Origin of the sequence: Sphingomonas aquatilis (assembly GCF_014196115.1) — a bacterium.
GTDB lineage: Bacteria > Pseudomonadota > Alphaproteobacteria > Sphingomonadales > Sphingomonadaceae > Sphingomonas > Sphingomonas aquatilis.
In genome coordinates this window covers 76,908-100,203 of the sequence record NZ_JACIDB010000009.1, presented here as the reverse complement: position 1 = coordinate 100,203, position 23,296 = coordinate 76,908, and the positions used below count along the sequence as shown (strand labels likewise).

23 protein-coding genes and 2 tRNA genes are annotated in these 23,296 nt (G+C 66.6%); 13 read left to right on the top strand and 12 right to left on the bottom strand.

Annotated features, from left to right (window positions below; genetic code table 11):
* Nucleotides 1-31 precede the first annotated feature (31 nt).
* From GGR47_RS15925 to GGR47_RS15915, 3 genes are all read right to left on the bottom strand, one after another.
* The gene (locus GGR47_RS15925; RefSeq protein ID WP_147035610.1) at nucleotides 32-1,063 is read right to left on the bottom strand and encodes a DUF6976 family protein; all 1,032 of its coding nucleotides are present in this window, start codon (nucleotides 1,061-1,063) and stop codon (nucleotides 32-34) included.
* Nucleotides 1,060-1,305 (bottom strand): hypothetical protein, encoded by a 246-nt coding sequence (locus GGR47_RS15920; protein ID WP_147035611.1) that lies wholly within the window; start codon nucleotides 1,303-1,305, stop codon nucleotides 1,060-1,062. The genes GGR47_RS15925 and GGR47_RS15920 overlap by 4 nt, the downstream gene beginning before the upstream one ends.
* Nucleotides 1,306-1,402: 97 nt before the next feature.
* On the bottom strand, nucleotides 1,403-2,038 hold the full coding sequence (locus GGR47_RS15915; RefSeq protein WP_147035612.1) for a DNA-3-methyladenine glycosylase family protein: 636 nt from the start codon (nucleotides 2,036-2,038) through the stop codon (nucleotides 1,403-1,405).
* 57 nt (nucleotides 2,039-2,095) lie between these two features.
* On the opposite strand from GGR47_RS15915, the gene GGR47_RS15910 reads away from it, so the two are divergent.
* The gene (locus GGR47_RS15910; RefSeq protein WP_043059391.1) at nucleotides 2,096-2,413 is read left to right on the top strand and encodes a 2Fe-2S iron-sulfur cluster-binding protein; all 318 of its coding nucleotides are present in this window, start codon (nucleotides 2,096-2,098) and stop codon (nucleotides 2,411-2,413) included.
* Between the two features lie 62 nt (nucleotides 2,414-2,475).
* On the opposite strand, the gene rlmB is transcribed toward GGR47_RS15910, so the two are convergent.
* Entirely contained in the window at nucleotides 2,476-3,219 is a 744-nt protein-coding gene (rlmB, locus tag GGR47_RS15905; RefSeq protein ID WP_147035613.1) for a 23S rRNA (guanosine(2251)-2'-O)-methyltransferase RlmB, read from the bottom strand.
* 178 nt (nucleotides 3,220-3,397) lie between these two features.
* Between rlmB and GGR47_RS15900 the strand changes: the two genes are divergently transcribed.
* From GGR47_RS15900 to GGR47_RS15885, 4 genes are all read left to right on the top strand, one after another.
* Nucleotides 3,398-3,483: transfer RNA gene (locus GGR47_RS15900), tRNA-Tyr, on the top strand.
* A 197-nt stretch (nucleotides 3,484-3,680) separates the two neighbouring features.
* Nucleotides 3,681-4,256 carry an SRPBCC family protein gene (locus tag GGR47_RS15895; protein WP_147035614.1) on the top strand — a complete coding sequence of 192 codons (576 nt, stop codon included), beginning with the start codon at nucleotides 3,681-3,683 and terminating at the stop codon, nucleotides 4,254-4,256.
* Complete coding sequence (locus GGR47_RS15890) at nucleotides 4,253-5,440, top strand: zinc-dependent alcohol dehydrogenase (protein ID WP_147035615.1); 1,188 nt, start codon at nucleotides 4,253-4,255, stop codon at nucleotides 5,438-5,440. Before GGR47_RS15895 ends, GGR47_RS15890 begins: the two co-directional genes overlap by 4 nt.
* Nucleotides 5,441-5,453: 13 nt before the next feature.
* Nucleotides 5,454-6,239 carry an SDR family NAD(P)-dependent oxidoreductase gene (locus GGR47_RS15885; RefSeq protein ID WP_147035616.1) on the top strand — a complete coding sequence of 262 codons (786 nt, stop codon included), beginning with the start codon at nucleotides 5,454-5,456 and terminating at the stop codon, nucleotides 6,237-6,239.
* 66 nt (nucleotides 6,240-6,305) lie between these two features.
* Here the strand turns inward: GGR47_RS15885 and GGR47_RS15880 are convergent.
* Nucleotides 6,306-6,379, bottom strand: a tRNA-Gly gene (locus GGR47_RS15880).
* Nucleotides 6,380-6,508: 129 nt separating this feature from the next.
* Here GGR47_RS15880 and GGR47_RS15875 point away from each other — a divergent pair.
* Nucleotides 6,509-7,822 (top strand): methyltransferase family protein, encoded by a 1,314-nt coding sequence (locus GGR47_RS15875; RefSeq protein WP_244304988.1) that lies wholly within the window; start codon nucleotides 6,509-6,511, stop codon nucleotides 7,820-7,822.
* On the opposite strand, the gene GGR47_RS15870 is transcribed toward GGR47_RS15875, so the two are convergent.
* The 4 genes from GGR47_RS15870 to purM are packed head-to-tail and all read right to left on the bottom strand — an operon-like array spanning nucleotide 7,807 to nucleotide 10,439.
* Nucleotides 7,807-8,415: a hypothetical protein gene (locus tag GGR47_RS15870; protein ID WP_147035617.1), complete on the bottom strand. Its 609-nt coding sequence runs from the start codon at nucleotides 8,413-8,415 to the stop codon at nucleotides 7,807-7,809. The two genes, GGR47_RS15875 and GGR47_RS15870, sit on opposite strands and share 16 nt — an antisense overlap.
* Nucleotides 8,412-8,774 carry an MmcQ/YjbR family DNA-binding protein gene (locus GGR47_RS15865; protein ID WP_147035618.1) on the bottom strand — a complete coding sequence of 121 codons (363 nt, stop codon included), beginning with the start codon at nucleotides 8,772-8,774 and terminating at the stop codon, nucleotides 8,412-8,414. Before GGR47_RS15865 ends, GGR47_RS15870 begins: the two co-directional genes overlap by 4 nt.
* The gene (purN, locus tag GGR47_RS15860; protein ID WP_147035626.1) at nucleotides 8,771-9,316 is read right to left on the bottom strand and encodes a phosphoribosylglycinamide formyltransferase; all 546 of its coding nucleotides are present in this window, start codon (nucleotides 9,314-9,316) and stop codon (nucleotides 8,771-8,773) included. Before purN ends, GGR47_RS15865 begins: the two co-directional genes overlap by 4 nt.
* A gap of 7 nt (nucleotides 9,317-9,323) precedes the next feature.
* Nucleotides 9,324-10,439, bottom strand: a complete 1,116-nt coding sequence (gene purM, locus GGR47_RS15855; RefSeq protein ID WP_147035619.1) for a phosphoribosylformylglycinamidine cyclo-ligase — start codon at nucleotides 10,437-10,439, stop codon at nucleotides 9,324-9,326.
* A gap of 444 nt (nucleotides 10,440-10,883) precedes the next feature.
* Here purM and GGR47_RS15850 point away from each other — a divergent pair, with 444 nt between their 5' ends.
* The 5 genes from GGR47_RS15850 to GGR47_RS15830 all read left to right on the top strand — a co-directional run bounded on the left by GGR47_RS15850 (nucleotide 10,884) and on the right by GGR47_RS15830 (nucleotide 17,197).
* On the top strand, nucleotides 10,884-11,285 hold the full coding sequence (locus tag GGR47_RS15850; protein ID WP_147035620.1) for a nuclear transport factor 2 family protein: 402 nt from the start codon (nucleotides 10,884-10,886) through the stop codon (nucleotides 11,283-11,285).
* Between the two features lie 187 nt (nucleotides 11,286-11,472).
* Nucleotides 11,473-12,720, top strand: coding sequence for a heavy-metal-associated domain-containing protein (locus GGR47_RS15845; RefSeq protein WP_147035621.1), 1,248 nt, complete (start codon nucleotides 11,473-11,475; stop codon nucleotides 12,718-12,720).
* A 4-nt stretch (nucleotides 12,721-12,724) separates the two neighbouring features.
* Entirely contained in the window at nucleotides 12,725-13,357 is a 633-nt protein-coding gene (locus GGR47_RS15840; protein WP_043059382.1) for an HdaA/DnaA family protein, read from the top strand.
* A gap of 2 nt (nucleotides 13,358-13,359) precedes the next feature.
* The gene (locus GGR47_RS15835) at nucleotides 13,360-15,525 is read left to right on the top strand and encodes an RNA degradosome polyphosphate kinase (protein ID WP_043059381.1); all 2,166 of its coding nucleotides are present in this window, start codon (nucleotides 13,360-13,362) and stop codon (nucleotides 15,523-15,525) included.
* A 205-nt stretch (nucleotides 15,526-15,730) separates the two neighbouring features.
* Nucleotides 15,731-17,197 (top strand): Ppx/GppA phosphatase family protein, encoded by a 1,467-nt coding sequence (locus GGR47_RS15830; RefSeq protein ID WP_147035622.1) that lies wholly within the window; start codon nucleotides 15,731-15,733, stop codon nucleotides 17,195-17,197.
* Nucleotides 17,198-17,314: 117 nt separating this feature from the next.
* Here GGR47_RS15830 and GGR47_RS15825 read toward each other — a convergent pair whose 3' ends face one another.
* Together GGR47_RS15825 and rnd are read right to left on the bottom strand one after the other, a co-directional pair.
* Nucleotides 17,315-17,611: an I78 family peptidase inhibitor gene (locus GGR47_RS15825; RefSeq protein ID WP_043059379.1), complete on the bottom strand. Its 297-nt coding sequence runs from the start codon at nucleotides 17,609-17,611 to the stop codon at nucleotides 17,315-17,317.
* A complete protein-coding gene (gene rnd, locus GGR47_RS15820) occupies nucleotides 17,608-18,783 on the bottom strand; it encodes a ribonuclease D (protein WP_043059378.1) in 1,176 nt (391 codons plus the stop codon). The genes GGR47_RS15825 and rnd overlap by 4 nt, the downstream gene beginning before the upstream one ends.
* Nucleotides 18,784-18,885: 102 nt before the next feature.
* Between rnd and aspS the strand changes: the two genes are divergently transcribed.
* Complete coding sequence (aspS, locus tag GGR47_RS15815; protein WP_147035623.1) at nucleotides 18,886-20,706, top strand: aspartate--tRNA ligase; 1,821 nt, start codon at nucleotides 18,886-18,888, stop codon at nucleotides 20,704-20,706.
* A gap of 223 nt (nucleotides 20,707-20,929) precedes the next feature.
* On the opposite strand, the gene GGR47_RS15810 is transcribed toward aspS, so the two are convergent.
* Nucleotides 20,930-21,763 (bottom strand): TIGR00266 family protein, encoded by an 834-nt coding sequence (locus tag GGR47_RS15810; RefSeq protein ID WP_147034996.1) that lies wholly within the window; start codon nucleotides 21,761-21,763, stop codon nucleotides 20,930-20,932.
* 139 nt (nucleotides 21,764-21,902) lie between these two features.
* Here GGR47_RS15810 and GGR47_RS15805 point away from each other — a divergent pair, with 139 nt between their 5' ends.
* Entirely contained in the window at nucleotides 21,903-23,294 is a 1,392-nt protein-coding gene (locus tag GGR47_RS15805; RefSeq protein WP_244304942.1) for an APC family permease, read from the top strand.
* Nucleotides 23,295-23,296: the final 2 nt, after the last annotated feature.

Sequence of the window (23,296 nt, the reverse complement as noted above, 5' to 3'; positions counted from 1 at the left end):
AACTTCGACGCGCGCCCGGCTGGTGGTCGAGTCAGACGGCCTTGACGGTGAGGTAGACCAGGGTCTGGGTCAGCAGCATATAAGCGATCTCGCCGAACGACATCGGCCCGGCGACATCCGCGGTGCGTTTGCCCGCAAGACCGGCGTAATTGTAGTTGAGGATGCAGTTGCAGGCGAAGGCCAGCGTGTCATGCCGTTCGCCGAGCTGCTCCGCGAACAGCGTCTCATAATCCCCGATCGGCTTGGCGAAGCGATAGGTGATGTGGGAGAACACCGGCGCGAAAAACGTGACGTGGCCGGTGTCCGCCGCGATGCCGGCCGTCGCGACGTTGATCATCGCGCCGTTATAGTCCGCGACGAGCGGCAACCGCGTATCGATGCCATGGTCCGCGATATGGTCGATCAGGCGCTTGCGAACGCCATCGACGTAAACGTGTTCGACGGTGAAGCCGGTATCGGCGCCATCGTCGTTTCCGAAAGTCAGTGCGGGGCCGTCGCCGGGTTCGAAGAGGTTGACGATGTCTACTTCGGCATAATGGCTGTCGGGCAGCGCGACGTGCATGACCACGGCGTCCGTGCCGGAGATCTGCCCGGTCGCGCCGTCGAACACCTTGGGACTATCGGTGTCGAGACGATCGAGCGCGGCGCCCGTGACCCAGCCGACCAGCGGGCGGCGGAACACTGCGGGCCATTCCCCACTGCGCAGCGCGAACGCCTGATGCGCTGGGCTCTGCGACGGCAGCAGGATGACGGTAAAGCCGTTGTCGGGACCTCCGTCCGCCAGCGTCGACAACGCATCGGCCGGCAGCAGGTGTTGCGCATGAACGTTCGCCATGTCTGGCAGGCGTTGCACGAAGATGCGGTCGCGATCGAACGTGCCGCCGTCTTCATGCGTCATGAAATAGGGGATGGTGCCGCCGATCCACCGGCCTTGCGGCAGCGCGGCGAGTAGTTGCTCCTCGCCGGCCAGCAGCAGGGCATCGCCAGCGGCGATCATCGCGCCGACCTCGTCAACGCTGTAGAGCGAACGGTCGGCGGCGGGCTGATCCGGGCTGATGGTCATCGCGCGCTGGCCTCTGCGATGGTGGCATAATCAGGGGCCGCGAACCGGGCATTGTCGCGGAAGAAGGTGCGCAGTTCGGCAACGATGTCCGCCTTGTCGGCGGATCCGTCACGATAGGCATGCGTCAGTCGGATCATCAGGATCCGCAGGGCCAGGCAGCGATAGGTCGGCTTGATCTCGCCCGACAGCAGCCGATGCCACAAGGGATCGGAGGCGGGTGCGATATCGACTGTCGTTGTCATCAAGCCTCCTCTCGCGCAGCGTGCCTCTTCCGACGACGATACACTGATCTGTGTTAATCAGATGTAATCGCCCGATCTTATTCGAAAACGTGCGCCGTCACACCGGAGCGGCGTCGACGTCCGGCGCGGCGCCGTAATGGTGCCAGGTGAAGATCGCGAGCGCCCCGCGATGGGGCCGCCATGCCTCGGCGAGCGCGCGGACCTGCTTTTCGGACGGGCGGGCGTCATGACCCAGCAGGCGGCCGACTTCGATCTGCACGGCGAGGTCGCCGGCAGGCCAGATATCGGGGCGCCCCTCCGCAAAGAGGAGATAGATTTCGGCCGACCATCGCCCGATCCCCTTGACGCGGACGAGCTGCGCGATCGCCTCTTCGTCATCCTCGGGCAGCGCATCGAGGTTCAGACGACCGCTCGTCACCTCCTCGGCAAGGCTGCGCGCATACCCCGCCTTCTGGCGCGAAAGCCCCGCCGCACGCAGCGTCTCGTCGCTGGCCGCCAGGATGGTATGCGGATCGCCCGGATCGCCCACCAAGGATTCGAGCTTGCGATAAACGGCATTCGCCGATGCGACGCTCACCTGCTGGCCGATGATCGTGCGGAGCAGCGTGATATAGCCGCGCGCGCGCAGCCGCGGTGGCGGATAGCCGACGCGGGCGAGGCCTGCGGCAAAGGCGGGTTCGGCGGCGGCGAGGGCGTCCATGCTCGCGCGGATTTGCTCGGCGCTCAGGCCCATGCTTGATCCTGGGGCGGTGGCGAGGCATGGCCCGCGGCAACTCTAGGGGAGATTATCATGCCCAAGCTTATCGTCGTCACGCGCGAGGGGGAAGAACGCGAAATCAACGGCGAGGCCGGTTTGTCGGTGATGGAAGTCATCCGCGACGCCGGCATCGACGAACTGCTGGCGCTGTGCGGCGGCTGCTGCAGCTGCGCGACCTGCCATGTCCATGTCGACCCGGCCTTCGCCGACCAATTGCCCGCGATGAGCCCGGACGAGGACGACCTGCTCGATTCGAGCGACGAGCGCAACGCCACCTCGCGCCTGTCGTGCCAGCTGCCGTTCACCGATGCGCTCGACGGCCTGAAGGTGACGATCGCCGGCGAGGATTGAGGGGACCGGCATCCCGACGTCGTCATTCCCGCCTGCGCGGGGATGACGACGTTCACATGGCCTTATCGCGCCGCTACCGCATACAGTGCGATCGCCGCGGCGTTCGAGACGTTCAGGCTTTCCACCTTGTCGCTGATCGGCAGCTTGGCGAGCTCGTCGCAATGCGCCTCGGTATTCTGGCGCATGCCTTCGCCTTCCGCGCCGAGCACGATGCAGATGCGCTGCGTCCCCATTGCCTCGGCCAGCGTCTGACTGGCGTGGCCGGTCAGGCCGATGCGCCAGAAGCCGGCTTCGGCGATCTCTTCCAATGCGCGTGCCAGATTGACGACGCGGCACCACGGCACCGTTTCCAACGCACCCGAGGCCGAGCGCGCAACCGTGCCGCTTTCGGGCGGTGCGTGCCGGTCCTGCGTGACGATGCCCAGCGCGTCGAACGCCGCTGCCGAACGCAGGATCGCGCCGACATTGTGCGGGTCGGTCACCTGATCGAGCACGATCAGCGGGCGGTTGTCGTCCTTGCCCTCCATCAGCAGGTCGGCGAGCCACATCTCCTCAAGCGGCTCGACCTCGGCGACGAGGCCCTGGTGCGGCGCGTCCGATGGCACCAGCCGGCCGAGGTCCGCGGCGTCGGCATAGACGACCGGCATCGCGGGCGGCAGGTCGAGCGACGACAGCGCCTCGCGCGTGCCCCAGATCTTGCGCACGGTGCGGTTGGGGTTGGCGAGCGCCGCCGTCACCGGGTGGCGACCCCAGAATTTGGGGCGATTGGCGGTGCCCGTCGACGGGCGATGGCCGCGGCGCGCCATCAGCGCAGGCCGCCGGAAACGGAGGGGAAGGGGGCGTAAGTCATCGCCGGCCTGCTAGGCCGCGACGGCGGAGCACGCAAGCTGGTGCAGCTTATGCACAGTTTTGTGGGCAAAGCGGCGTTGACAGGCGCGTCGCCCCACGCCAATAGGCCGCCTCGCTTCGGCGAAGCTCCCATCTGGACAGGTGGCCGAGTGGTTAAAGGCAGCAGACTGTAAATCTGCCCGTGCAAGCGTACGCTGGTTCGAATCCAGCCCTGTCCACCATCCTTCCCGACGCAGGGTAGGCCGATCCGCACCGCCGGATCGCTCCTCACCATCACAGCGACATCGTTCGTCGGCGGATGCCCGCGCGCATGCGGCGCACACCGGAAAGAGACTTATCTAGTTGAATCTACGGGCGTAACGACTGGAACGCTGGTTGCTACGTCGGGTTGGTGCCCCTCTTCTCGAGGGAGCTGAGGATGACCTATCCACGCGACGACGCGCCGCCGACGACGTCGAAACACGGCGATGCCGCTGATGCTGCAACCGAATCGCTGATCGATGCCAAGGGCTCGTCCGCGATCGCAACGGCGGTGACGATCAATCGGCCGGTGGCCGAGGTCTATGCCTACTTCCGCGACTTCGCGAACCTGCCGAGCTTCATGGAGAATGTCATCTCGATCGAGGTGACGGACGATAAGACGTCGCATTGGACCGTGAAGGCGCCCGCCGGCGCCACGGTGTCGTGGGACGCGCGGATCACGCAGGAAGAACCGGACCGGCTGATCGCCTGGACGTCCGAACCCGGTGCCGACGTGCCCAACTCGGGCCGTGTCACGTTCCGCGATGCGGGCCCGCGCGGAACGGTCGTCACCGCGACGATCGCTTATGATCCGCCCGGCGGGGTGATCGGCAAGGTCATCGCCAAGATGTTCCAGCGCGAACCCGCGATCCAGGCGCGTCGCGATCTGGCGCGCTTCAAGCAGCTGATGGAGGCGGGCGAGATCGCCACGCCGGCCATGACGCTCAAGCAATTCGAGGAGATGGGGCTGTGAAAGCGCTCGCATGGCACGGCAAGCATGACGTCCGCATGGATACGGTCGACGATCCCGAAATCGTCAACCCGCGCGATTGCATCATCAAGGTAACCTCCACCGCAATCTGCGGATCGGATCTACACCTGTATGATGGCTATATTCCGACGATGAAGGCCGGCGATGTCCTGGGCCATGAGTTCATGGGCGAAGTGGTGGAGGTCGGCGCGAAGTCGACGCTGAAGAAGGGGCAGCGCGTCGTCGTGCCCTTCACCATCGCCTGCGGCAGCTGCTTCCATTGCGGCAAGCACCAATATTCCGCCTGTCCCAACGGCCTGCCCGCCGACAATCAGGATATCGCGCGCGAGCTGTACGGGCATGAGATGTCGGCGCTGTTCGGTTACAGCCACATGACCGGCGGCTATGCGGGCGGCCAGGCCGAGTATGTCCGCGTGCCGTTCAGCGATGTCGGGCCGATCGTAATCCCGGACGGAGTGGAGGACGACAAGGTGTTGTTTCTCAGCGACATCCTGCCGACCGGCTGGCAGGCCGCCGAATATGCGCAGATCGAACCCGGCGACACCGTTGCGGTCTGGGGCTGCGGCCCGGTAGGGCTATTCGCGGTGCAGTCGGCGTTCCTGATGGGGGCCGAGCGCGTCATTGCGATTGATCATTTCCCGCACCGGTTGGAACTCGCCAAGCGCTTCGGGGCGGAGACGATCAATTTCGCGGATAGTGCAACCTATGACGCGCTGATGGAAATGACCGGTGGCATCGGTCCCGATGCGGTGATCGACGCCGTCGGCCTGGAGGCGCACGGGATGTTCGTCGATAACGTCATAGATCAGATCAAAGCGTCGACCTTCCTCGGCACCGATCGGCCGCATTCGATCCGCCAGGCGATCATCGCCTGCCGCAAGGGCGGGCGCGTGTCGATGCCGGCGGTGTACGGCGGCTTCGTCGACAAGTTTCCGCTCGGCGCGTTCATGGAAAAGGGGCTGACGCTGAAGACCGGCCAGACCCACGTCCAGCATTACATGCCCGCACTCCTGAACGCGATCCTGGAGGGCAAGATCGACACCGAATTCCTGATCTCGCACCGCATGCCGCTGATGGACGCGCCCAAGGGCTACAAGATGTTCAAGGACCAGCAGAACGAGACGACGAAGATCGTGCTGAAGCCCGGCATGACGGCCACCTCATAAGGAACGCGACATCATGGCACATCTCTTTGCGATCATTACCGGCGCCTCGACCGGCATCGGCTTCGAGCTCGCCACGTTGGCGGCCAAAAACGGCTATGACATTCTGGTCGTCGCGGACGAACCGTTGATCGAGGCGGCGGCGGAAGACTTTCGCCAGTTCGGCACCGAGGTACGCTCCATTGAGGCGGACTTGTCGACGCTTCAGGGTGTCGATGAACTGCTCAAGGCTGCGGAGGGGCGGCCGGTGGACTTGCTGTGCGCCAATGCCGGCCGCGGGCTTGGTCACGCCTTCCTCGATCAGCGCGTCGAAGATTGGCGCCGTGTGGTCGACACCAATATCGTCGGCACCAGCTATCTGTTGCAAAAGGTGCTAGCCGACATGGTCGCGCGCAATTCGGGCAAGGTGCTGGTGACCGGCTCGATCGCAGGCTACATCCCCGGCGCGTTCCAGGCGGTGTACAATGGCACCAAGGCCTTCGTGGACAGCTTCGTTGCCGCGATCCAGAACGAGATCAAGGATGCGGACGGCGTCACGCTCACCAACCTGATGCCGGGCCCCGTCGACACCGAATTCTTCGCGCGTGGCGATATGCTGGACACGTCGGTCGGCAGCGATCCGAAGAAGAGCGACCCCGCCGACGTCGCCCGCGATGGCTGGGACGCGCTGATGGCCGGCAAGGCACAGGTCGTGTCCGGTTGGAAAAACAAGATTCAGTCGGCCGTCGCGAACGTCACGCCGAACGCCGTACTCGCGGAGCGCCACCGCGCCATGGCCGAGCCGGGAACGGCGAAGGACTGAACGACGAACGCTCGCGCCCATCATGCCGGAGCGCAACCGGCATGATGGGCGGCGCATGGGGAGGGATGGAGCGGGTAACGGGAATCGAACCCGTGTATTCAGCTTGGAAGGCTGCTGCACTACCATTGTGCTATACCCGCATGACGCTGGCAGCGGAGCCTGAGGCCCGGCGATCGTCGCGTGGGGGCCTATCTATCGTCGCCCTTCGTGCGGTGCAAGCGGCAGCGTGGTTCATGGCTTGATTACCGTTCGCACGGTAGAAGCGGGCCATGTCTGTCGACCCTGTACCTAATTGCGCGTCCTCGCCTGATCATTGCCCGCCGTCGGCGGTCAGCCATGGCGTGGGGCTGGCGGGCCTTGCTGGGTTGGGTGCGTGGCTGGTCTTTGCGGGCAGCATCGGCATGGACGGACCCTATGCGGCGCTGGTCGCGCTGGTGGCCTGCGCTGCGCCGATGATCCTGTGGTCGCTGCTCGTCGACAAGGTGCATCGCCATGCGACGACGGGGATCGACTGGGGCAGTCCGCGGCCGTTCGCCGAGACGCGGGAGATCAGCCTGACCAAGCTTGCCGGCCTGTTCGCGACCTGGGCGGCGATCGGCATCATTTATGGCATGGGGCGCTTTTATTGGGAGGGCAATTTCGCCTTTGCCATGTGGTGCTTCAGCTGGGGCATGCCGATCGTCGCGCTGCTGGCGGTGCCCTATGTCCTGTGGCTGGACCGCTATCTGGAGCAGCCGCGCGACGGCAGCTGGCATGTCGGCGCGTGGCTGACCGGGCAGTCGGGCGTCGAGCGCGAGGCGATCTGGGGGCATATGCGCAGCTGGGGGGTGAAGGCGTTCTTCCTGGCCTTCATGCTGGCGGTGGTGCCGGGCAATTACGGCAGCTTCATCCGCAGCGATCTGACGCGGCTGAGCGATCCGGTGATGCTGGCGAGCTGGCTGATCGCGCTGATGTTCGTGATCGACGTCAGCTTCGCGACCGTCGGCTATGTACTGACATTGCGGCCGCTCGATTCGCATATCCGCAGCGCCAATCCATTTGCGGCGGCATGGACCGCGGCGCTGATCTGCTATCCACCGTTTATCATGATGGAGACCGGCGGGCCGCTGGATTATCATCCGGGAACGCAGGAGTGGAGCAGCTGGTTCGCCGGGCATCCGGCGCTGCTGTGGCTGTGGGGCGCGGCCCTCGTCGCCCTGACCGCGGTCTATGCCTGGGCGACGGTGGCATTCGGCCTGCGCTTTTCCAACCTCACGCATCGCGGCATCTTGACCCATGGGCCCTACGCCTGGTCGCGGCATCCGGCCTATCTGTCGAAGAACCTCTTCTGGTGGCTATCGACCCTGCCGCTGTTGACGACGGGTTCGCTGGTCGACGCGATCCGAGCGACTCTGCTGATGGGCGTGGTGAGCGGCGTCTATTATTGGCGGGCAAAGACCGAAGAGCGGCATCTGGGTCTCGACCCGACGTATCGCGCGTACAGCGACTGGATGGGGCGGCATGGCGCCGTGCCGCGGTTCCTCCGCTGGCTGCTTGGGACGCCGGCACCGGCGCCGGTCGAGGCGCCTCAGGTGGCGGGATGATCCTTCGCCCATAAGGCGTCGATGCGCGCCTGGCTGCCGCCGGTTTCGCGCAGGCGCAGATCGATCAGCTCGACCACGCGGCCACGCAGCGGGCGGCCATGCGTTTCCCACACGAGATCGTAGACCGCCTGCCGCGTCGTCGGCTGATCGTCGGTAAAATAGGTGTAGCGGATCAGCACGGGCAGCCGCCCGCTCTGCGCGTCGGGACCGCCATCGGTTGCCTTGCGCAGCGCCTTTTCGAACCAGCGCGATTCGATCGTCTGATCGACGGCATCCTGCGGACCGACGTCGAGCGCGGTGGGGAAGGTGATGCGCACGTCGCCGAGCGGGTGCGCCTCTGTCTTGGCGAGGACGATCTGGCTCTTGTCCTTCGACGGTGTGCCGCGCAGCACGAAGCGGGTCTTGTCGCGCGTCGCGCTCGCCGCTTCGACCGCTTTGTCGGCAGCGGCGTCGCGGCGTTCCTGCCAATTGTTGTACAGCGTCAGCGCGGCAATGATGACGCCGGCGACGGCGACCACCTCCGCCAGCGTGATCCAGCGGCGGCGCGTCTGCGCCTGATCGGGCGTTTCGCTGCCGCCGCCGGTGCCGCTCATCGGCCGCCGGCCTCCAGCAGGCGTTCGGGCGCCGCCAGTTCCCAGCTGTGTGCGATGCGATCCTCGATCAGCGTCCAGTCCGGGTGGCCGCCCAGCGTCATGCCGATCCACGGTTCGGGGCCGAGCTCGTCGGCCGGTTCGTAGGCGTCGGGATCGCTTTCCAGCGCGTCGGCCTGTTCCTCGGCATCGGCGGTGCGGACACACACCGTTTCGTCGTCGGTGAGCTGTGCGAAGGGGACGTCATCGACGACGAAGACGGGGAGGCCACCCTCGTCGCGTTCTTCCGCCTCGGGCAACAGCAGGGCGATCGCACGGACGCGGTCGATCGGGGTAGACGCGTCGGTCAATTCGGGGGTCATCGGCTGGCGAACTCCTTGAGCACCTGCGGATACAGGCGATGTTCGGCGACCAGAACGCGCGCGGCGAGCGTATCGGGTGTATCGCCGGCAAAAATCGGCACCTCGGCCTGGCCGAGCAGGGCGCCAGCGTCCAGCTCCTCGGTGACGATATGCACCGAGCAACCAGCCACCGCATCGCCAGCGTCGATCGCGCGCGCGTGGGTGTCGAGGCCTTTGTATTTGGGCAGCAGGGAAGGGTGGATGTTGACGATGCGGTCGCGCCAGCGCGCGACAAAATCGTTCGACAACAGGCGCATATAGCCGGCGAGCGCGACGATCTCGCACCCTGCTTCGCGCAGGGCGGCGTCGACCTGTTCTTCATAGGCCGCCTTGCCGATCCCCTTGGGCGACAGCGCGAAGGTATTGAGCCCCCGCTCGCGTGCCCAGGCAAGGCCCGCGGCATCGGGCTTGTCGGATGCGACGAGGCCGACCGGCACGCCCGATTCGACCAAAGCCATCATGTTCGAGCCGCGGCCGGAGATCAGGATGCCGACGGTCTTCATCGCCCCGTCAGCCATGGGTGTGCGTGGCGGTCCAATCGGCGCGCGCGCTCCAGGTTTCGGTGCTGCCGCGCACGGTGCAGCCGCGCGGGCCGGCGTCGATGCGGCCGATCGTGTGGACGGTTTCGCCCGCCGCGGTCAGCGCTGCGGCGACCGCTTCCGCCTGATCCGCGGCGACGACCACGGCCATGCCGATGCCGCAGTTGAAGGTGCGTGCCATTTCCTCGGGCTCGATCGCGCCTTGGGCCTGTAGGAACGCCATCAGGCGCGGCTGCTCCCACGCATCGGCATCGACCACGGCATGCGTGCCCTCGGGCAGGACGCGCGGAATGTTCTCGAGCAGGCCACCGCCGGTGATGTGGGCGAGGCCCTTGATCTTGCGCTCGCGCAGCAGCGGCAGCAGCGATGCGACATAGATGCGCGTCGGCGCCATCAGCGTGTCGATCAGCAGCCGATCGGCGTCGAACAGCGCCGGGCGGTCGAGCTTCCAGCCGCGATCCGCGGCCAGGCGGCGGACCAGCGAGAAGCCGTTCGAATGCACGCCCGACGAGGCGAGGCCGAGGATGACGTCGCCCGCGGCGATCGTCTGGCCGGTCAGCACGGCGTTGCGCTCGACCGCGCCGACGCAGAAGCCGGCGAGATCGTAATCGCCCTCAGCATACATGCCGGGCATCTCGGCCGTTTCGCCACCGATCAGTGCGCAGCCGGCTTGGCGGCAGCCCTCCGCGATCGAGGCGACGACGCGTTCGGCGATGCCGTTGTCGAGCTTCGCGGTGGCGTAATAATCGAGGAAGAACAGAGGCTCTGCGCCCTGCACGATCAGGTCGTTGGCGCACATCGCGACGAGATCCACGCCGACGCCCTCATGCCGGTCCCATTCGATCGCGAGTTTCAGCTTGGTGCCGACGCCATCATTCGCCGCGACCAGCAGCGGATCGGTGAAGCCCGCCGCGCGCAGATCGAACATGCCGCCGAAGCCACCCAGATCGGCGTCGGCGCCCGGCCGCCGCGTCGCCTTGGCGAGCGGCCCGATCGCGCGGACCAGCGCGTTGCCCGCGGCGATCGATACGCCGGCGTCGGCATAGGTGTAGGACTGGTCGGCGGGGGAGGATGGCTCGGTGCTCATCCGGCCAGCCTGCTACGATCTGTCCGGCGCGGTGGCAATGCCGAACCGGCGCCGGGTGCGAAGGCAGGTGATTCGGGCGCGGCGGACGGGCCGGGATCGCCGAAATTCGCGCGCGGAAGTGGACGAAGTGGACGACCCGTATCGTTCGAAACGCCCACCCCGCCTGCCCCCGCGTCGCGATGGGGGAGATGGGCGCCGGTCGAGCACATGATGCCGATGTAGGGAGTGATCGGCGTGTAGGACAGGGGGGCGTGACGGCTGAAGTTCGTTCAGACGCGCCACCGGGCTTCCGATTAGCGCAGAGTTGGAGGTGTACATAATTCGCCCGACCGGGTGTCCGTCGCCGTTCCCACTCGGAGAAGACTGAAACAACCGTAGAGGCCGTTGACCCTGACGGGTCGCCAACATAGCTCTTCCGATGCGACGCAGCATAACGAGGACGCTATGGCCAACTCCGCACAGGCGACGGTTGAGGAGTTCTTCCGCCGGAACGCATCCGGTGATCCTCCTGAGCATATTGCCGAATTGGTCCGCGAGGATGTCGATTGGTACGTGGCGGGCGACATAAACGTCGTCCCGTGGATCGGGCGTAAGGAAGGTCGTGCTGGCGTAGCGGACTTTTATCGTGAACTTCGTCAACAGGTTATAGCCGAGAAATTCGAGATTACGGATACGCTGGCCAACGAAAACAGGGTCGTTGTGCTTGGTGAGCTGGCCTCGCGGGTGAGGAATACCGGGAAACTCATACAGACGGAATTCGCCTTCGACTTTACGGTCGAGGACGGTCAGATCGTTCGCTTCCGGCTGTTCGAAGATAGTCACGCCGTAGCGTTGGCCGCTGTGTAAGATCGACGATCATTAAAACCTGACTTCGAAACCCAAAATTCGCGAGCGTCATTCCCGTTTCGCGATCAATCTGGCGAGAAGCGGGCTGGCAGCCACGCCCCGACCGCCGCTCTGCGTCTCCCCCACGGTGCCGCCCGATCACATCCCGCTTGGCTTACCGGCCGCGCTTCGCCAAAAGGCGGGCACGATGCGTGTCCGTACCCTGTTCTCGTCGCTGGCCGGTGCCGCGCTCCTCCTTGGCGCGGGTGCGCTTGCGCAGATCGAGGGCGGGCGTGGGGTCGCGCCGGTCGACAGTTCGGGCGATTTCGAGGTGAGCGGCGTCACGGTCGATGTCGCGGCGAAGACGGCGGAGGCCGCGCGCCTCGGCGGCTGGCGGCTGGCACAGCGCAAGGCGTGGGTGCAGCTGTCGCGCCGGCTGGGCGGCGACGGCGCGCTGATTTCCGACAATGCGCTCGACCAGATCGTGTCGGGCATCGTCGTCGAAAACGAACAGCTGGGGCCGACGCGCTATATCGCCAGGCTGGGCGTGCTGTTCGACCGCGGCCGGGCCGCGTCGATCCTGGGCATCAGCGCCTATTCCGATCGGTCGCGTCCGATGCTGCTCGTGCCGCTGCAGATATCCGGTGGCGTCGAGACGGTGTTCGAACAGCGCAACGACTGGCATGAGGCCTGGGCGCGCTTCCGCACGGGCAACAGCACGATCGATTATGTCCGCCCATCGGGCACGGGCGCCGATTCGCTGCTGCTGAATGCGGGCCAGATCGGCCGGCCGGGGCGCGGCTGGTGGCGGACGATCATCGACCAATATGGCGCATCCGACATCCTGATCCCGGTCGTGCGCCTGTATCGCAGCTATCCGGGCGGGCCGATCATCGGCGTGTTCCAGGCACGACACGGGCCGGACAATCAGTTGCTCGGCAGCTTCACGCTGCGCGTCGGAACGGCGGCGGGTCTGCCGCAATTGCTCGATGCGGGCGTGACGCGGATGGACGGGCTGTTCCAGCAAGCACTGCGCAGTGGCGCGCTGGGGCTCGACCCCACGCTGTCGCCGCCGCCCGAGCCCGAACCCGTCGTCGATCCGACGACCGAAGATACGAGCGGCGAGACGCTGGCCGAGATCGTCGGCGATACGGCGCCCGCGAGCGCCGGCATCGCGATCACGCTGCAATTCGATACGCCGAGCGCGAGCGCGGTCGCGAATACCGAAGGGCTTGTCCGCGGCATCCCCGGCGTCCGCTCCGCCTCCACCACCAGCCTGGCGCTGGGTGGCGTGTCGCTGATGCGCGTGACCTATGACGGCGATCCCGATGCGTTGCGCGCGGCGCTGGAAGTGCGGGGCTTGCAGGTGACGGGCAGCGGCCAGACGCTGCGCATCCGCCGCGCGCCGCAATTGTTGCCGCCGAACCTGCCGGCCGACACCAACCCGGCAGGCTGACGCGATGACCAATCAGCTCGCGTTGCCGTTGGGGTGGCCCGCCGACCCCCGCGACGACGCCTTTCTCGTGACGCCTTCCAACGCCCGCGCCGCACAGACGCTGGAACATTGGGCGACGTGGCCGGTGATGGCGGCGGTGCTGACCGGTCCGCGCAAGTCGGGCCGTAGCCTGCTCGCGCGAATCTTCGCCGCCAAGAGCAACGGCACGATCATCGACGATGCGGAGAACGTGCCGGAGGCGCAGATCTTCCACGCGTGGAACCAGGCGCAGGCGGAAAGGCGTCCGCTGGTGATCGTCGCCGACGCCTTGCCGCCGCTGTGGGCGGTGCGCCTGCCAGACTTGCGATCGCGCCTTGCGGCAAGCCCGCATGCGGCGATCCAGCCGCCCGATGACGAATTGATCGCGGCGCTGCTCGACCATCTGTTCCAGCGCCGCGGCCTTGATGCGCGGCCCGATCTCGTCACCTGGCTCAGCACGCGGATCGAGCGCAGCCATATCGTCGTCCAGCGCGTCGTCGATGCGCTGGATCAGGAGGTGCTCGAAAGCCGCAAGCGGTTGTCGATCCCGCTCGCGCGTACTGTTTTGACCGCGGCTGGGATCGTCACGCAACCGCAACCGTTGCTGCCTATGACCTGATTATGACACGCCCAGCCCATCTCTCGCATCTGTCAGCAGCGGACGACGATCCCTTCGTCCCCGAGGTCAACGATCGCTATTTCAACCGTGAGCTGTCGTGGCTGGCGTTCAACCGGCGGGTGCTGGAAGAGGCGTGCAACGGATCGCATCCCCTGCTCGAGCGGCTGCGCTTCCTGTCGATCTCGGGCACCAACCTCGACGAATTCTTCATGGTGCGCGTGGCTGGCCTGAAAGGGCAGCAGTTGAAGGATGTCGATCGCCGCTCGACCGACGGCCTGACGCCCGCGCAGCAGCTCGCCGCGATCACCGCGGAGGCCGATTCGCTGATGGCGAGCCAGCAGGCGGTATGGGGCGACCTGCGCACCGCGCTCGACGAGGCGGGCGTCCACGTGTTGCGCCGCGACGAGGTGGATGCCGAGGCCGCGGTGTGGCTGGAACAGCATTTCCGCGAGCAAATCTTCCCGATCCTGACGCCCCAGGCGCTCGATCCGGCGCATCCGTTTCCGTTCATCCCGAACAAGGGGTTGTCGGTGATGTTCGACGTCGTCCGCGACTCGGACGGCGAGCCGGTGCGCGAGCTGGTGATGATCCCCGCAAGCGCGCCGCGCTTCGTGCGCCTGCCGGGCGAGGTCGCGCGCTATGTGTCGATCGAGGCGCTGCTCAAGCGCTTCGCCTATGTGCTGTTCCCCGGATACACGCTGGTCGGCGCTGCGGCGTTCCGCGTGTTGCGTGACAGCGATATCGAAATCGATGAAGAGGCCGAGGATCTCGTCCGCTACTTTGCCAATGCGATCAAGCGCCGCCGTCGCGGCCGCGTGATCCGGCTGGAGCTGGAAACGGGTATGCCCGATGCGCTGGCCGACGTGCTGCGCAACGAACTGGGCGGGGCGGATGCGATCGTCACCGAAAGCGGCAATCTGCTCGGCATCGGCGACCTCGACATGGTGATCGACGAGGACCGGCCGGACCTCAAATTCCTGCCGTTCGTGCCGCGCTTTCCCGAGCGCATCCGCGAGTTCGGCGGCGATTGTTTCGCGGCGATCCGGGCCAAGGACATCATCGTCCACCACCCGTACGAGACGTTCGACGTGGTGCTCGCCTTCCTGAAACAGGCGGCGGCGGACCCGGACGTCATCGCGATCAAGCAGACGCTGTACCGCGCCGGCAAGCAGCCCGCGGTGATCAACGCGCTGATCGCCGCGGCGGAGGCGGGCAAATCGGTGACCGCGGTGGTCGAGCTGCGCGCGCGGTTCGATGAGGAGCAGAACATCCTGTGGGCGAGCGCGCTGGAGCGGGCCGGCGTGCAGGTGGTCTATGGCTTCCTTGAGTGGAAGACGCACGCCAAGGTATCGATGGTCGTGCGGCGTGAGGGTGGGCAGTTCCGCACCTATTGCCACTTCGGCACCGGCAATTACCACCCGGTGACGGCGCGCATCTATACCGACCTCAGCTTCTTTACTGCGGATGCGCGGATGGGGCGGGATGCGGCGCAGATGTTCAATTACGTCACGGGATATGTCGAACCGACCGATATTACCAAGCTGGCGCTCAGCCCACGCGACCTGCGCAAGACGCTGCTGGAGCAGATCGATGTCGAGATCGCCAATGCCCGCAGCGGCAAGCCTGGCGCGGTCTGGGCGAAGATGAACAGCCTGGTCGACCCGATCATCATCGACAAATTGTACGAGGCGAGCGGCGCGGGCGTCGCGGTGGAGCTGATCATCCGCGGCATCTGCTGCCTGCGGCCCGGCGTGCCCGGCATGTCGGAGAATATCCGCGTGAAGTCGATCATCGGCCGCTTCCTGGAGCACAGCCGCATCTTCTGCTTCGGCAACGGTGCGGCGCTGCCCAACGACAATGCACATGTGTTCATCTCGTCCGCCGACTGGATGCCGCGCAACTTCGACCGGCGCGTCGAATATATGCTGCCGATCGAAAATCCGACGGTGCATGACCAAGTGCTCGATCAGGTGATGGTCGCCAACCTGATCGACACCGAGCAGAGCTGGGAGCTGGAGGCGGACGGCCGCTACGTGCGCGACGAGCCGGGCGACAAGCCGTTCAACCTGCACCGCTATTTCATGAACAATCCGTCGCTGTCCGGACGCGGTGCGGCGCTGGCGGAAAGCAATGCGGTGCCCACTTTGGCGCTTCGGCGGCGGCGTTAGGGTTGTTGGCGGACGCATTGATCGCCATCACTCCGCTGATGGATCGTCAGCGCTCACCCCACATTCGCCGTCACCCCGGACTGGTTCCGGGGTCCACCGGGCCGCGAGGGGGCTATTCGAGCCTCGTGCCGTCCCCCTCGCCGCGGAGTGGACCCCGGACCAAGTCCGGGGTGACGGGGGTGTGGGGCGAAGGGTTCGCTCGCCCATGAGCCGCGCCTTTCCCCGTACCGGCATCATCGACATCGGATCGAACTCGGTTCGGCTGGTGGTGTACCAGGGGCACCCGCGCGTCCCGGCGACGCTGTTCAACGAAAAGGTGATGGCGGGCCTCGGCCGCAGCCTGGCCGCGACGGGGGCGATCGACGCCGACAGCATGAGCCTTGCGATCGGGGCGCTGCGCCGATTCGCGGCGGTGGCGCGCGAGATGGAGGCGACGGTACGCACCGTGGCGACCGCAGCAGTGCGCGATGCGTCGAACGGCGGGGACTTCATCGCCGCCGCGCGCGACCTTGGCCTCGAAGTCGAGCTGCTGAGCGGCGAACAGGAGGCGAATGCGGCGGGGCTCGGCGTCCTGTCCGCTATCCCCGATGCGGACGGGATCGTCGGCGATCTGGGCGGCGGCAGTCTGGAGCTGGTGCGGGTGGTGGCGGGCACCGTCACCGATCGCATCTCGTTCCCGCTCGGCGTGCTGCGCATCGCGGCGCTGCGGCGGGGCAGCCGCCCGGGGCTGGACCGCCATGTCTCGAAACTAATCCGCGAGGCCGGGTGGAACGGGCGGGGAAGGGGCCTGCCGCTGTACATGGTCGGCGGATCGTGGCGCGCACTGGCGCGGCTCGACATGAGCCTGACGCATTTCCCGCTGCCGATCATCCATGGCTATGCGCTGGCGCCGGAAACGGTCGCACGCCTGGGCCGCAGTATCGCGCACATGTCCAAGCAGCGGCTGCGCGAAATTCCCGGCATGTCCGCAGGCCGGGCGTCCCAGCTTAGTGACGCGACCGCCTTGCTCGGCATCGTGCTGCGCGAACTGGGATCGTCCAGCGCGGTGGCGTCCAGCTTCGGCCTGCGCGAGGGGCTGTTGTACGGCGCGCTCGACCGCCAGACCCGCAGCCTCGACCCGCTGATCGTTGCCGCGCGCGAAGAGGGGCGGCTGCTGGGGCGCTTTCCCGAACATGGCGATCTGCTGAGCGACTGGATTGCGCCGCTGTTCGCCGCCGATCCGCCGCATCTGGCGCGCATTCGCCATGCCGCCTGCCTGCTGGCCGACGTGGGGTGGCGTGCGAATCCCGAATTTCGCGACGAGCGCGGGTTCGAAATCGCGCTGCACGGCAATTGGGTGGCGATCGAGGCGTCCGAACGCGCGATGCTGGCGCAGGCGCTGCATACCAGCCTGGGCGGGAGCACGACCCCGCATCCGCTGCTCGGCGGTCTGGCGGGGGATGCGCAGATCGCCTGTGCGATTCGCTGGGGCCTGGCGATCCGGCTGGGACAGCGGTTCAGCGGCGGGCTGGCGGGGCCATTGCAGCGATCGGCGCTGTCGATCGATACCGGGCAAGTGACACTGGCGCTGAAGGATGCGGATCGCGCGCTATATGCGGAGACGGTCGAGCGGCGGCATGCGGCGCTGGCGGCGGCGCTGGGGCGGAAGTCGGTGGTTCACTGGAGCGGGTGACGGGGGGGGCGGGATGTTTCCCGATAACGACGCGCTGCCCTTACCTCCCCCTCCGTCATGCCTGCGGCATGCCACCTCCCCCTGGCGGGGGAGGACTTTGAGTGGGCCGTTATCGGCTCAGCCGCATTTGAGGCCGCTGATCTCGTTCATGTCGTCGAGCAGGATGTTGAGGCGGTCGGGCCGGAAATCCATCGTCGCGGCATCGCCGGGGCGCAGCACGCGGGAGATCCGCGAATGGGTTTCATATTCGATGGCATCGCGCATACGCTCGCGGAACTTGACGCCGGCGTAGCGGATGCGCGCCTCTTCGGTCACGACGCACGGGCCGGCGGGCGGTGGCGGGGGCGCCATCGTCATGCAGCCGGAAAGACCGATCGGCAGCAGCGCCGCCAGCGTCCAGACTCGTGTCGTCATCCCGCTTCCTCCGTCCGCGTCATCGTGAGCTTGCCGCCCTGTACGGCAAAACCCAGTCGACCTTCGACAAGATCCAATGCATCGCGACCGAATTGGTCGAATCGCCAGCCTTCCAACATCGGCAGGCCGGTGCGGGTGCCGGCGGCGAGCGCCTCCAACTCATCGGATCGGGCCAGCAGGCGGGAGGCGACGTCGATGTCGCGCGCGCGAATCTTGAGCAGCAGCTTCAGCAGATCAGCGACCAGCGCGCCGTCCTTGCCCAGCCCCGGCTTGCGATCGTCGCGCGGGGGCAATTCGTCTGCGGACAGGGGCGCCGCGCTTTCCAGCGCCGCCATCAGCCGGCCGCCGATATCGTTCGACGCCCAGGTCGCCGATAGGCCGCGTACCTTGGCGAGGTCCGCCTGCCGCCGCGGCGGATGGCCGGCGAGGTCGCCCAGCGTTTCGTCCTTGACGATGCGACCGCGTGGCAGGTCCTTGCCCTGCGCCTCCAGTTCGCGCCAGCGGGCGAGCGCCTTCAGCCGGCCGAGCACGTCGGGCTTGCGGCCCGAGATGCGCACGCGCTTCCACGCCTGATCGGGGTCGTTGGCGTAATTGGCGGGATCGGCGAGCCGCTCCATCTCCTGATCCAGCCAGACACCGCGACCGGTCTTGCGCAGCCGTTCCAGCATCTTGGGGAAGATCCGCGCGAGGTGCGTGACGTCGCCGATCGCATATTCGATCTGGCGCGCATCGAGCGGCCGGCGCGCCCAATCGGTGAAGCGCGCGCCCTTATCGACCTGAATGCCCAGCCAGCTGTCGACGAGATTCGAATAGCCGATCTGTTCGCCCTGACCCAGCGCCATCGCCGCAACCTGCGTGTCGAACAGCGGGTGCGGCGTCTTGCCGGTCAGATTGTAGATGATCTCGATATCCTGCCCGCCGGCGTGGACGACCTTCAGCACGTCCTCGTTATTCACGAGCAGATCGAGCAGCGGCGTCATGTCGAGCCCCGGCGCCATCGGGTCGATCGCGGCAGCCTCGTTCACGTCGGCGATCTGGATCAGGCACAGCTCGGGGTAATAGGTGCTCTCACGCATGAACTCGGTGTCGACCGTGATGAAGTCGGCCTGGGCGAGGCGATGGCAGAGATTGGCGAGCGTCGCGCTGTCGGTAATCAACGGGTGGATATGCATCCGACGCTCCATAGACCGCCCGCGCGGGTTGACAAATAGGGGATGGGTGAAGATGCGATCCGTCATCCATCCCCGTCACCCCGGCCTGAAGAAGACACGATCATGCACGCCTATCGTACCCACACCTGCGCCGCGCTCTCCGCGAGCAACGTCGGCGATACCGTTCGCCTGTCGGGCTGGGTGCATCGCAAGCGCGACCATGGCGGCGTCCTGTTCGTCGACCTGCGCGATCATTACGGCATCACCCAGATCGTCGCCGACAGCGATTCGCCCGCGCTCGCCATCCTGGAGCAGGTGCGCGTCGAATCGGTCGTGACGATCGATGGCAGCGTCAAGGCGCGCTCGGCGGGCACGGTGAATGCCAACCTCGCGACGGGCGAGATTGAGGTGTTCGCGCGCGGTGCGACGGTGCTGTCGGCCGCGGACGAGCTGCCGATGCCGGTCGCCGGCGAGCAGGAATACCCTGAGGACATCCGCCTGCGGTATCGTTTCCTCGACCTGCGCCGCGAGACGCTGCACGCCAATATCGTGCGCCGGACGAAGGTGATTTCCGAAATGCGGCGCCGGATGGAAGGCGTGGGCTTCACCGAATATTCGACGCCGATCCTCACCGCCTCGTCGCCGGAAGGCGCGCGCGACTTCCTGGTGCCGAGCCGCATCCATCCGGGCAAGTTCTACGCGCTGCCGCAGGCGCCGCAGCAGTATAAGCAGCTGCTGATGGTGGCGGGCTTCGACCGCTATTTCCAGATCGCGCCCTGCTTCCGCGACGAAGACCCGCGCGCCGACCGCCTGCCGGGCGAGTTCTACCAGCTCGACCTGGAAATGAGCTTCGTTACGCAGGAAGAGGTGTGGGAGACGATGGAGCCGGTGATCGCCGGCATCTTCGAATCCTTCGCCGACGGGAAGAGCGTGACGCCGAGCGGCCAGTTCCCGCGCATTCCGCACGACGAAGCGATGCTGAAGTATGGCAGCGACAAGCCCGATCTGCGCAACCCGCTGATCATCACCGACGTGTCGGCGCATTTCACGCAGAGCGGCTTCGGTCTGTTCGAGAAGATCGTCGCCGGTGGCGGTGTCGTCCGCGCGATTCCGGCGCCGAAGACCGCGGACAAGAGCCGCAAGTTCTTCGACGAGATGAACGAATGGGCGCGTGCCGAGGGGCATGCGGGCCTGGGCTACGTCACCCGCAAGGGCGGCGAGTTCGGTGGGCCGATCGCGAAGAACCATGGCACCGAGGGCATGGAGGCGATCTATGCCGCGCTCGGGCTGGGGCCGGATGACGGCCTGTTCTTCGCGGCGGGCAAGGCGGAGGCGGCGGCAAAGCTCGCCGGTGCCGCACGCACGCGCGTTGCGGACCAGCTCGGGCTGATCGAGCAGGGCGCGTTTCGCCTGTGCTGGATCGTCGACTTCCCCTTCTACGAATATGACGAGGACGCGAAGAAGGTCGAATTCGCGCACAACCCGTTCTCGATGCCGCAGGGCGGCATGGATGCGCTGGAGAACCAGGATCCGCTGACGATCAAGGCGTATCAGTACGACCTCGTTTGCAACGGCTATGAGATCGCGTCGGGGTCGATCCGTAACCAGTCGCCCGAACTGATGGTGAAGGCGTTCGAGCTGGTCGGGCTGAGCAAGGCGGACGTGGAAGAGCGCTTCGGCGGGTTGTACCGCGCGTTCCAGTACGGCGCGCCGCCGCACGGTGGCATGGCCGCCGGTGTCGACCGGATCGTCATGCTGGTCTGCGGCGCGCAGAACCTGCGCGAGGTGTCGCTGTTCCCGATGAACCAGCGCGCCGAGGACCTGTTGATGGGCGCGCCGTCGCCCGCGTCGGTGCAACAGCTGCGGGAGCTGTCGATCCGTCAGGCGACCCCGCCGCAGCCGACGGTCAACGTCGACAAGGCGGTGGCGCCGAGCGCGGGGTAAGTTTCGCGCGGCTGGTCTACCGGCGACGGCGGGTCTGGCGTTGTCGAGGTTTGCGGAAGACAGACGACAAGTCCTCCCCCGCCAGGGGGAGGTGGCGCCGCGCAGCGGTGACGGAGGGGGAGGTTAGCGACACATCGGTTTCGTGTCCGCCCCCTCCGTCATGCCTGCGGCATGCCACCTCCCCCTGGCGGGGGAGGATTTTTTCCGTCGGATGCAGGTTCGACTAATCGTTGCCGCCGACCCAATCGCCGAACCCGCCCAGCACCGATCCCTCGCCGCGGTTCTGACCGCCGCCGTTCGCGGCCGCCATCATGCGGCCCGCGAGGCGCGAGAAGGGGAGTGATTGAATCCAGACCGTGCCCGGTCCGCGTAGCCGCGCGAAGAACAGGCCCTCGCCGCCGAACAATGCGCTGCGCACGCCGCCGACCGTGACGAGGTCGAACTCGACCGACGGCGTCATCGCCGCGAGGCAGCCGGTGTCGACGTGCAGCTCCTCGCCCGGTGCCAGTTTGCGCTCGACGACGGTGCCGCCCATCTGGACGAAGACCCAGCCATCGCCGGTCAGCGACTGCATCACGAAGCCCTCGCCGCCGAACAGCCCGGTCATGACCCGCCGCTGGAAATAAATGCCGAGCTGCACACCCTTCGCCGCGGCGAGGAACGCGTCCTTCTGGCAGATCAATTGCCCGCCCAGGTCCGACAAGCGCAGCGGCACGATCGAGCCCGGCGTTGGCGAGGCGAAGGCGACGCGCGCCTTGCCGTACCCCTCGTGCGTGAAAACCGTGGTGAACAGGCTTTCGCCCGTGACCAATCGCTTCCCCGCGCCGAGCAGCTTGCCCATGAAGCCGCCGCCGCTCGCGCCGCTGCCGTCGCCGAACACGGTGGTCATCGCGATGCTGGCGTCCTTCCACACCATCGCGCCCGCCTCTGCGACCGCGCTTTCGCCGGGGTCGAGCTCGATCTCCAGGAACTGCAATTCCTGGCCCTTGATCTCATAGTCGATCTCGTCCGCGACGCTCGATCGGCGCTGCTGCTGCCAGGGACTTTCATAGGGCATGGATCATCGTCCTCTTCAGGTGATGCACCGCCCTACCACGCCTGCAAAAACCAATGCGAGTAGCAAGCCGCGCAATTCCGTCGCTTCCCTCGCTCCGTTAACCATGTCACTAGGCCCCCGGGGTTAGACGTGGGGGGTCATGTTAGACGATCAGTTGCTTCCGGCACGGCCGGCCCCGCTCGTCCGCAGTCTCGGTGTCATGGGCGTCCTGTTCCTGACCTTGTCGGTGGCGACGCCGGCTTCGTCGGTGTTCGTCATCATTCCGGGCATGTTGCAGGTGGCGGGGACGGGGACGATCTGGGCGCTGATCCTGGCGGGGATCGTCTGCGTCGCGACGGCTTTCGTCTATGCCGAGCTGTCGAGCGCATGGCCCGTCGCGGGCGGCGAATATGTCGCCGTCGCCAAGACGCTGGGGCCGCTGTCCGGATTCGTGATGCTGGGCGTCAACGTCTTCAACAATCTGTTCTTTCCGCCCGCCGCGGCGCTGGGGATCAGTGCGGTTCTGTCCACCGTCTATCCGGGCCTGCCGACGGTGCCGGTCGCGATCGCGGTCGTCGCGGCATCGACGCTGATCGCGCTGCTGCAGATCCGCGTGAATGCCTGGATCACCGGCCTGTTTCTGGCGGGCGAAGTGCTGGCGCTGCTCGTCGTCACCGCGCTCGGCTGGTCGGACGTGGTGCGGCCGTTCGCCGTGCTGCTGACCGCGCCGGTGATGCCGGACGGCGGCGCGATGGTGCCGGCATCGGCCGCGGGGATCGGCCTTGCCACCTCGATCGCGATCTTCGCGCTGAACGGCTATGGTGCCGCGGTTTATTTCGGTGAGGAGATGAAGGAGCCGTCGCGGCTGATCGCGCGGGCGATCCTGGCAAGCCTCGTCCTGACGTTGCTGTTCGAGATCGTCCCGACGATCGCCGTGCTGATGGGCGCGCCCGACCTGCATGCGCTGACCACCGCCAGCGATCCGTTCGGTCTGATCGCGCGGTTGCGCGGTAACGGCTGGGTGGCGGATGCGACCGCGATCGGCGTCGTGATCGCGATCGTCAACGCGATCATCGCCTGCATCCTGGCCTGTTCGCGCTTCTTCTACGGCACCGCGCGCGACGGCAGCTGGGGGCGGCCGATCGACCTGTGGATGACGCGCATTCACCCACGCTTCGGGTCGCCCTGGGTCGGCACGCTGATCGTCGGGGGGGTGGGCGTCGCCTGTTGCTTCCTGCCGCTGACGCTGTTGCTGGTGCTGAGCGGGACCGGCCTCGTCGCGATCTACGCCGGCATCGCGATCGCCGCGATGGTCGGGCGGCGCACCGGGGCGACGGCGCATGCGCGCTATCGCATGCCGCTGTATCCGATCGCCCCGGTCGTGACGCTGGTTGCGCTTGCCTATGTCGTGTGGACGAGCTGGCAGGACGCGAGCGAGGGGCGGCCCGGGCTGCTGATGACGGGCGCGCAGATCGTCGCATCCGCGGCCTATTACTGGTTCGTCCTGCGTCGTCGCGGCGACTGGAGCGTTCACGTTCCCGATGAAGGTTAGGA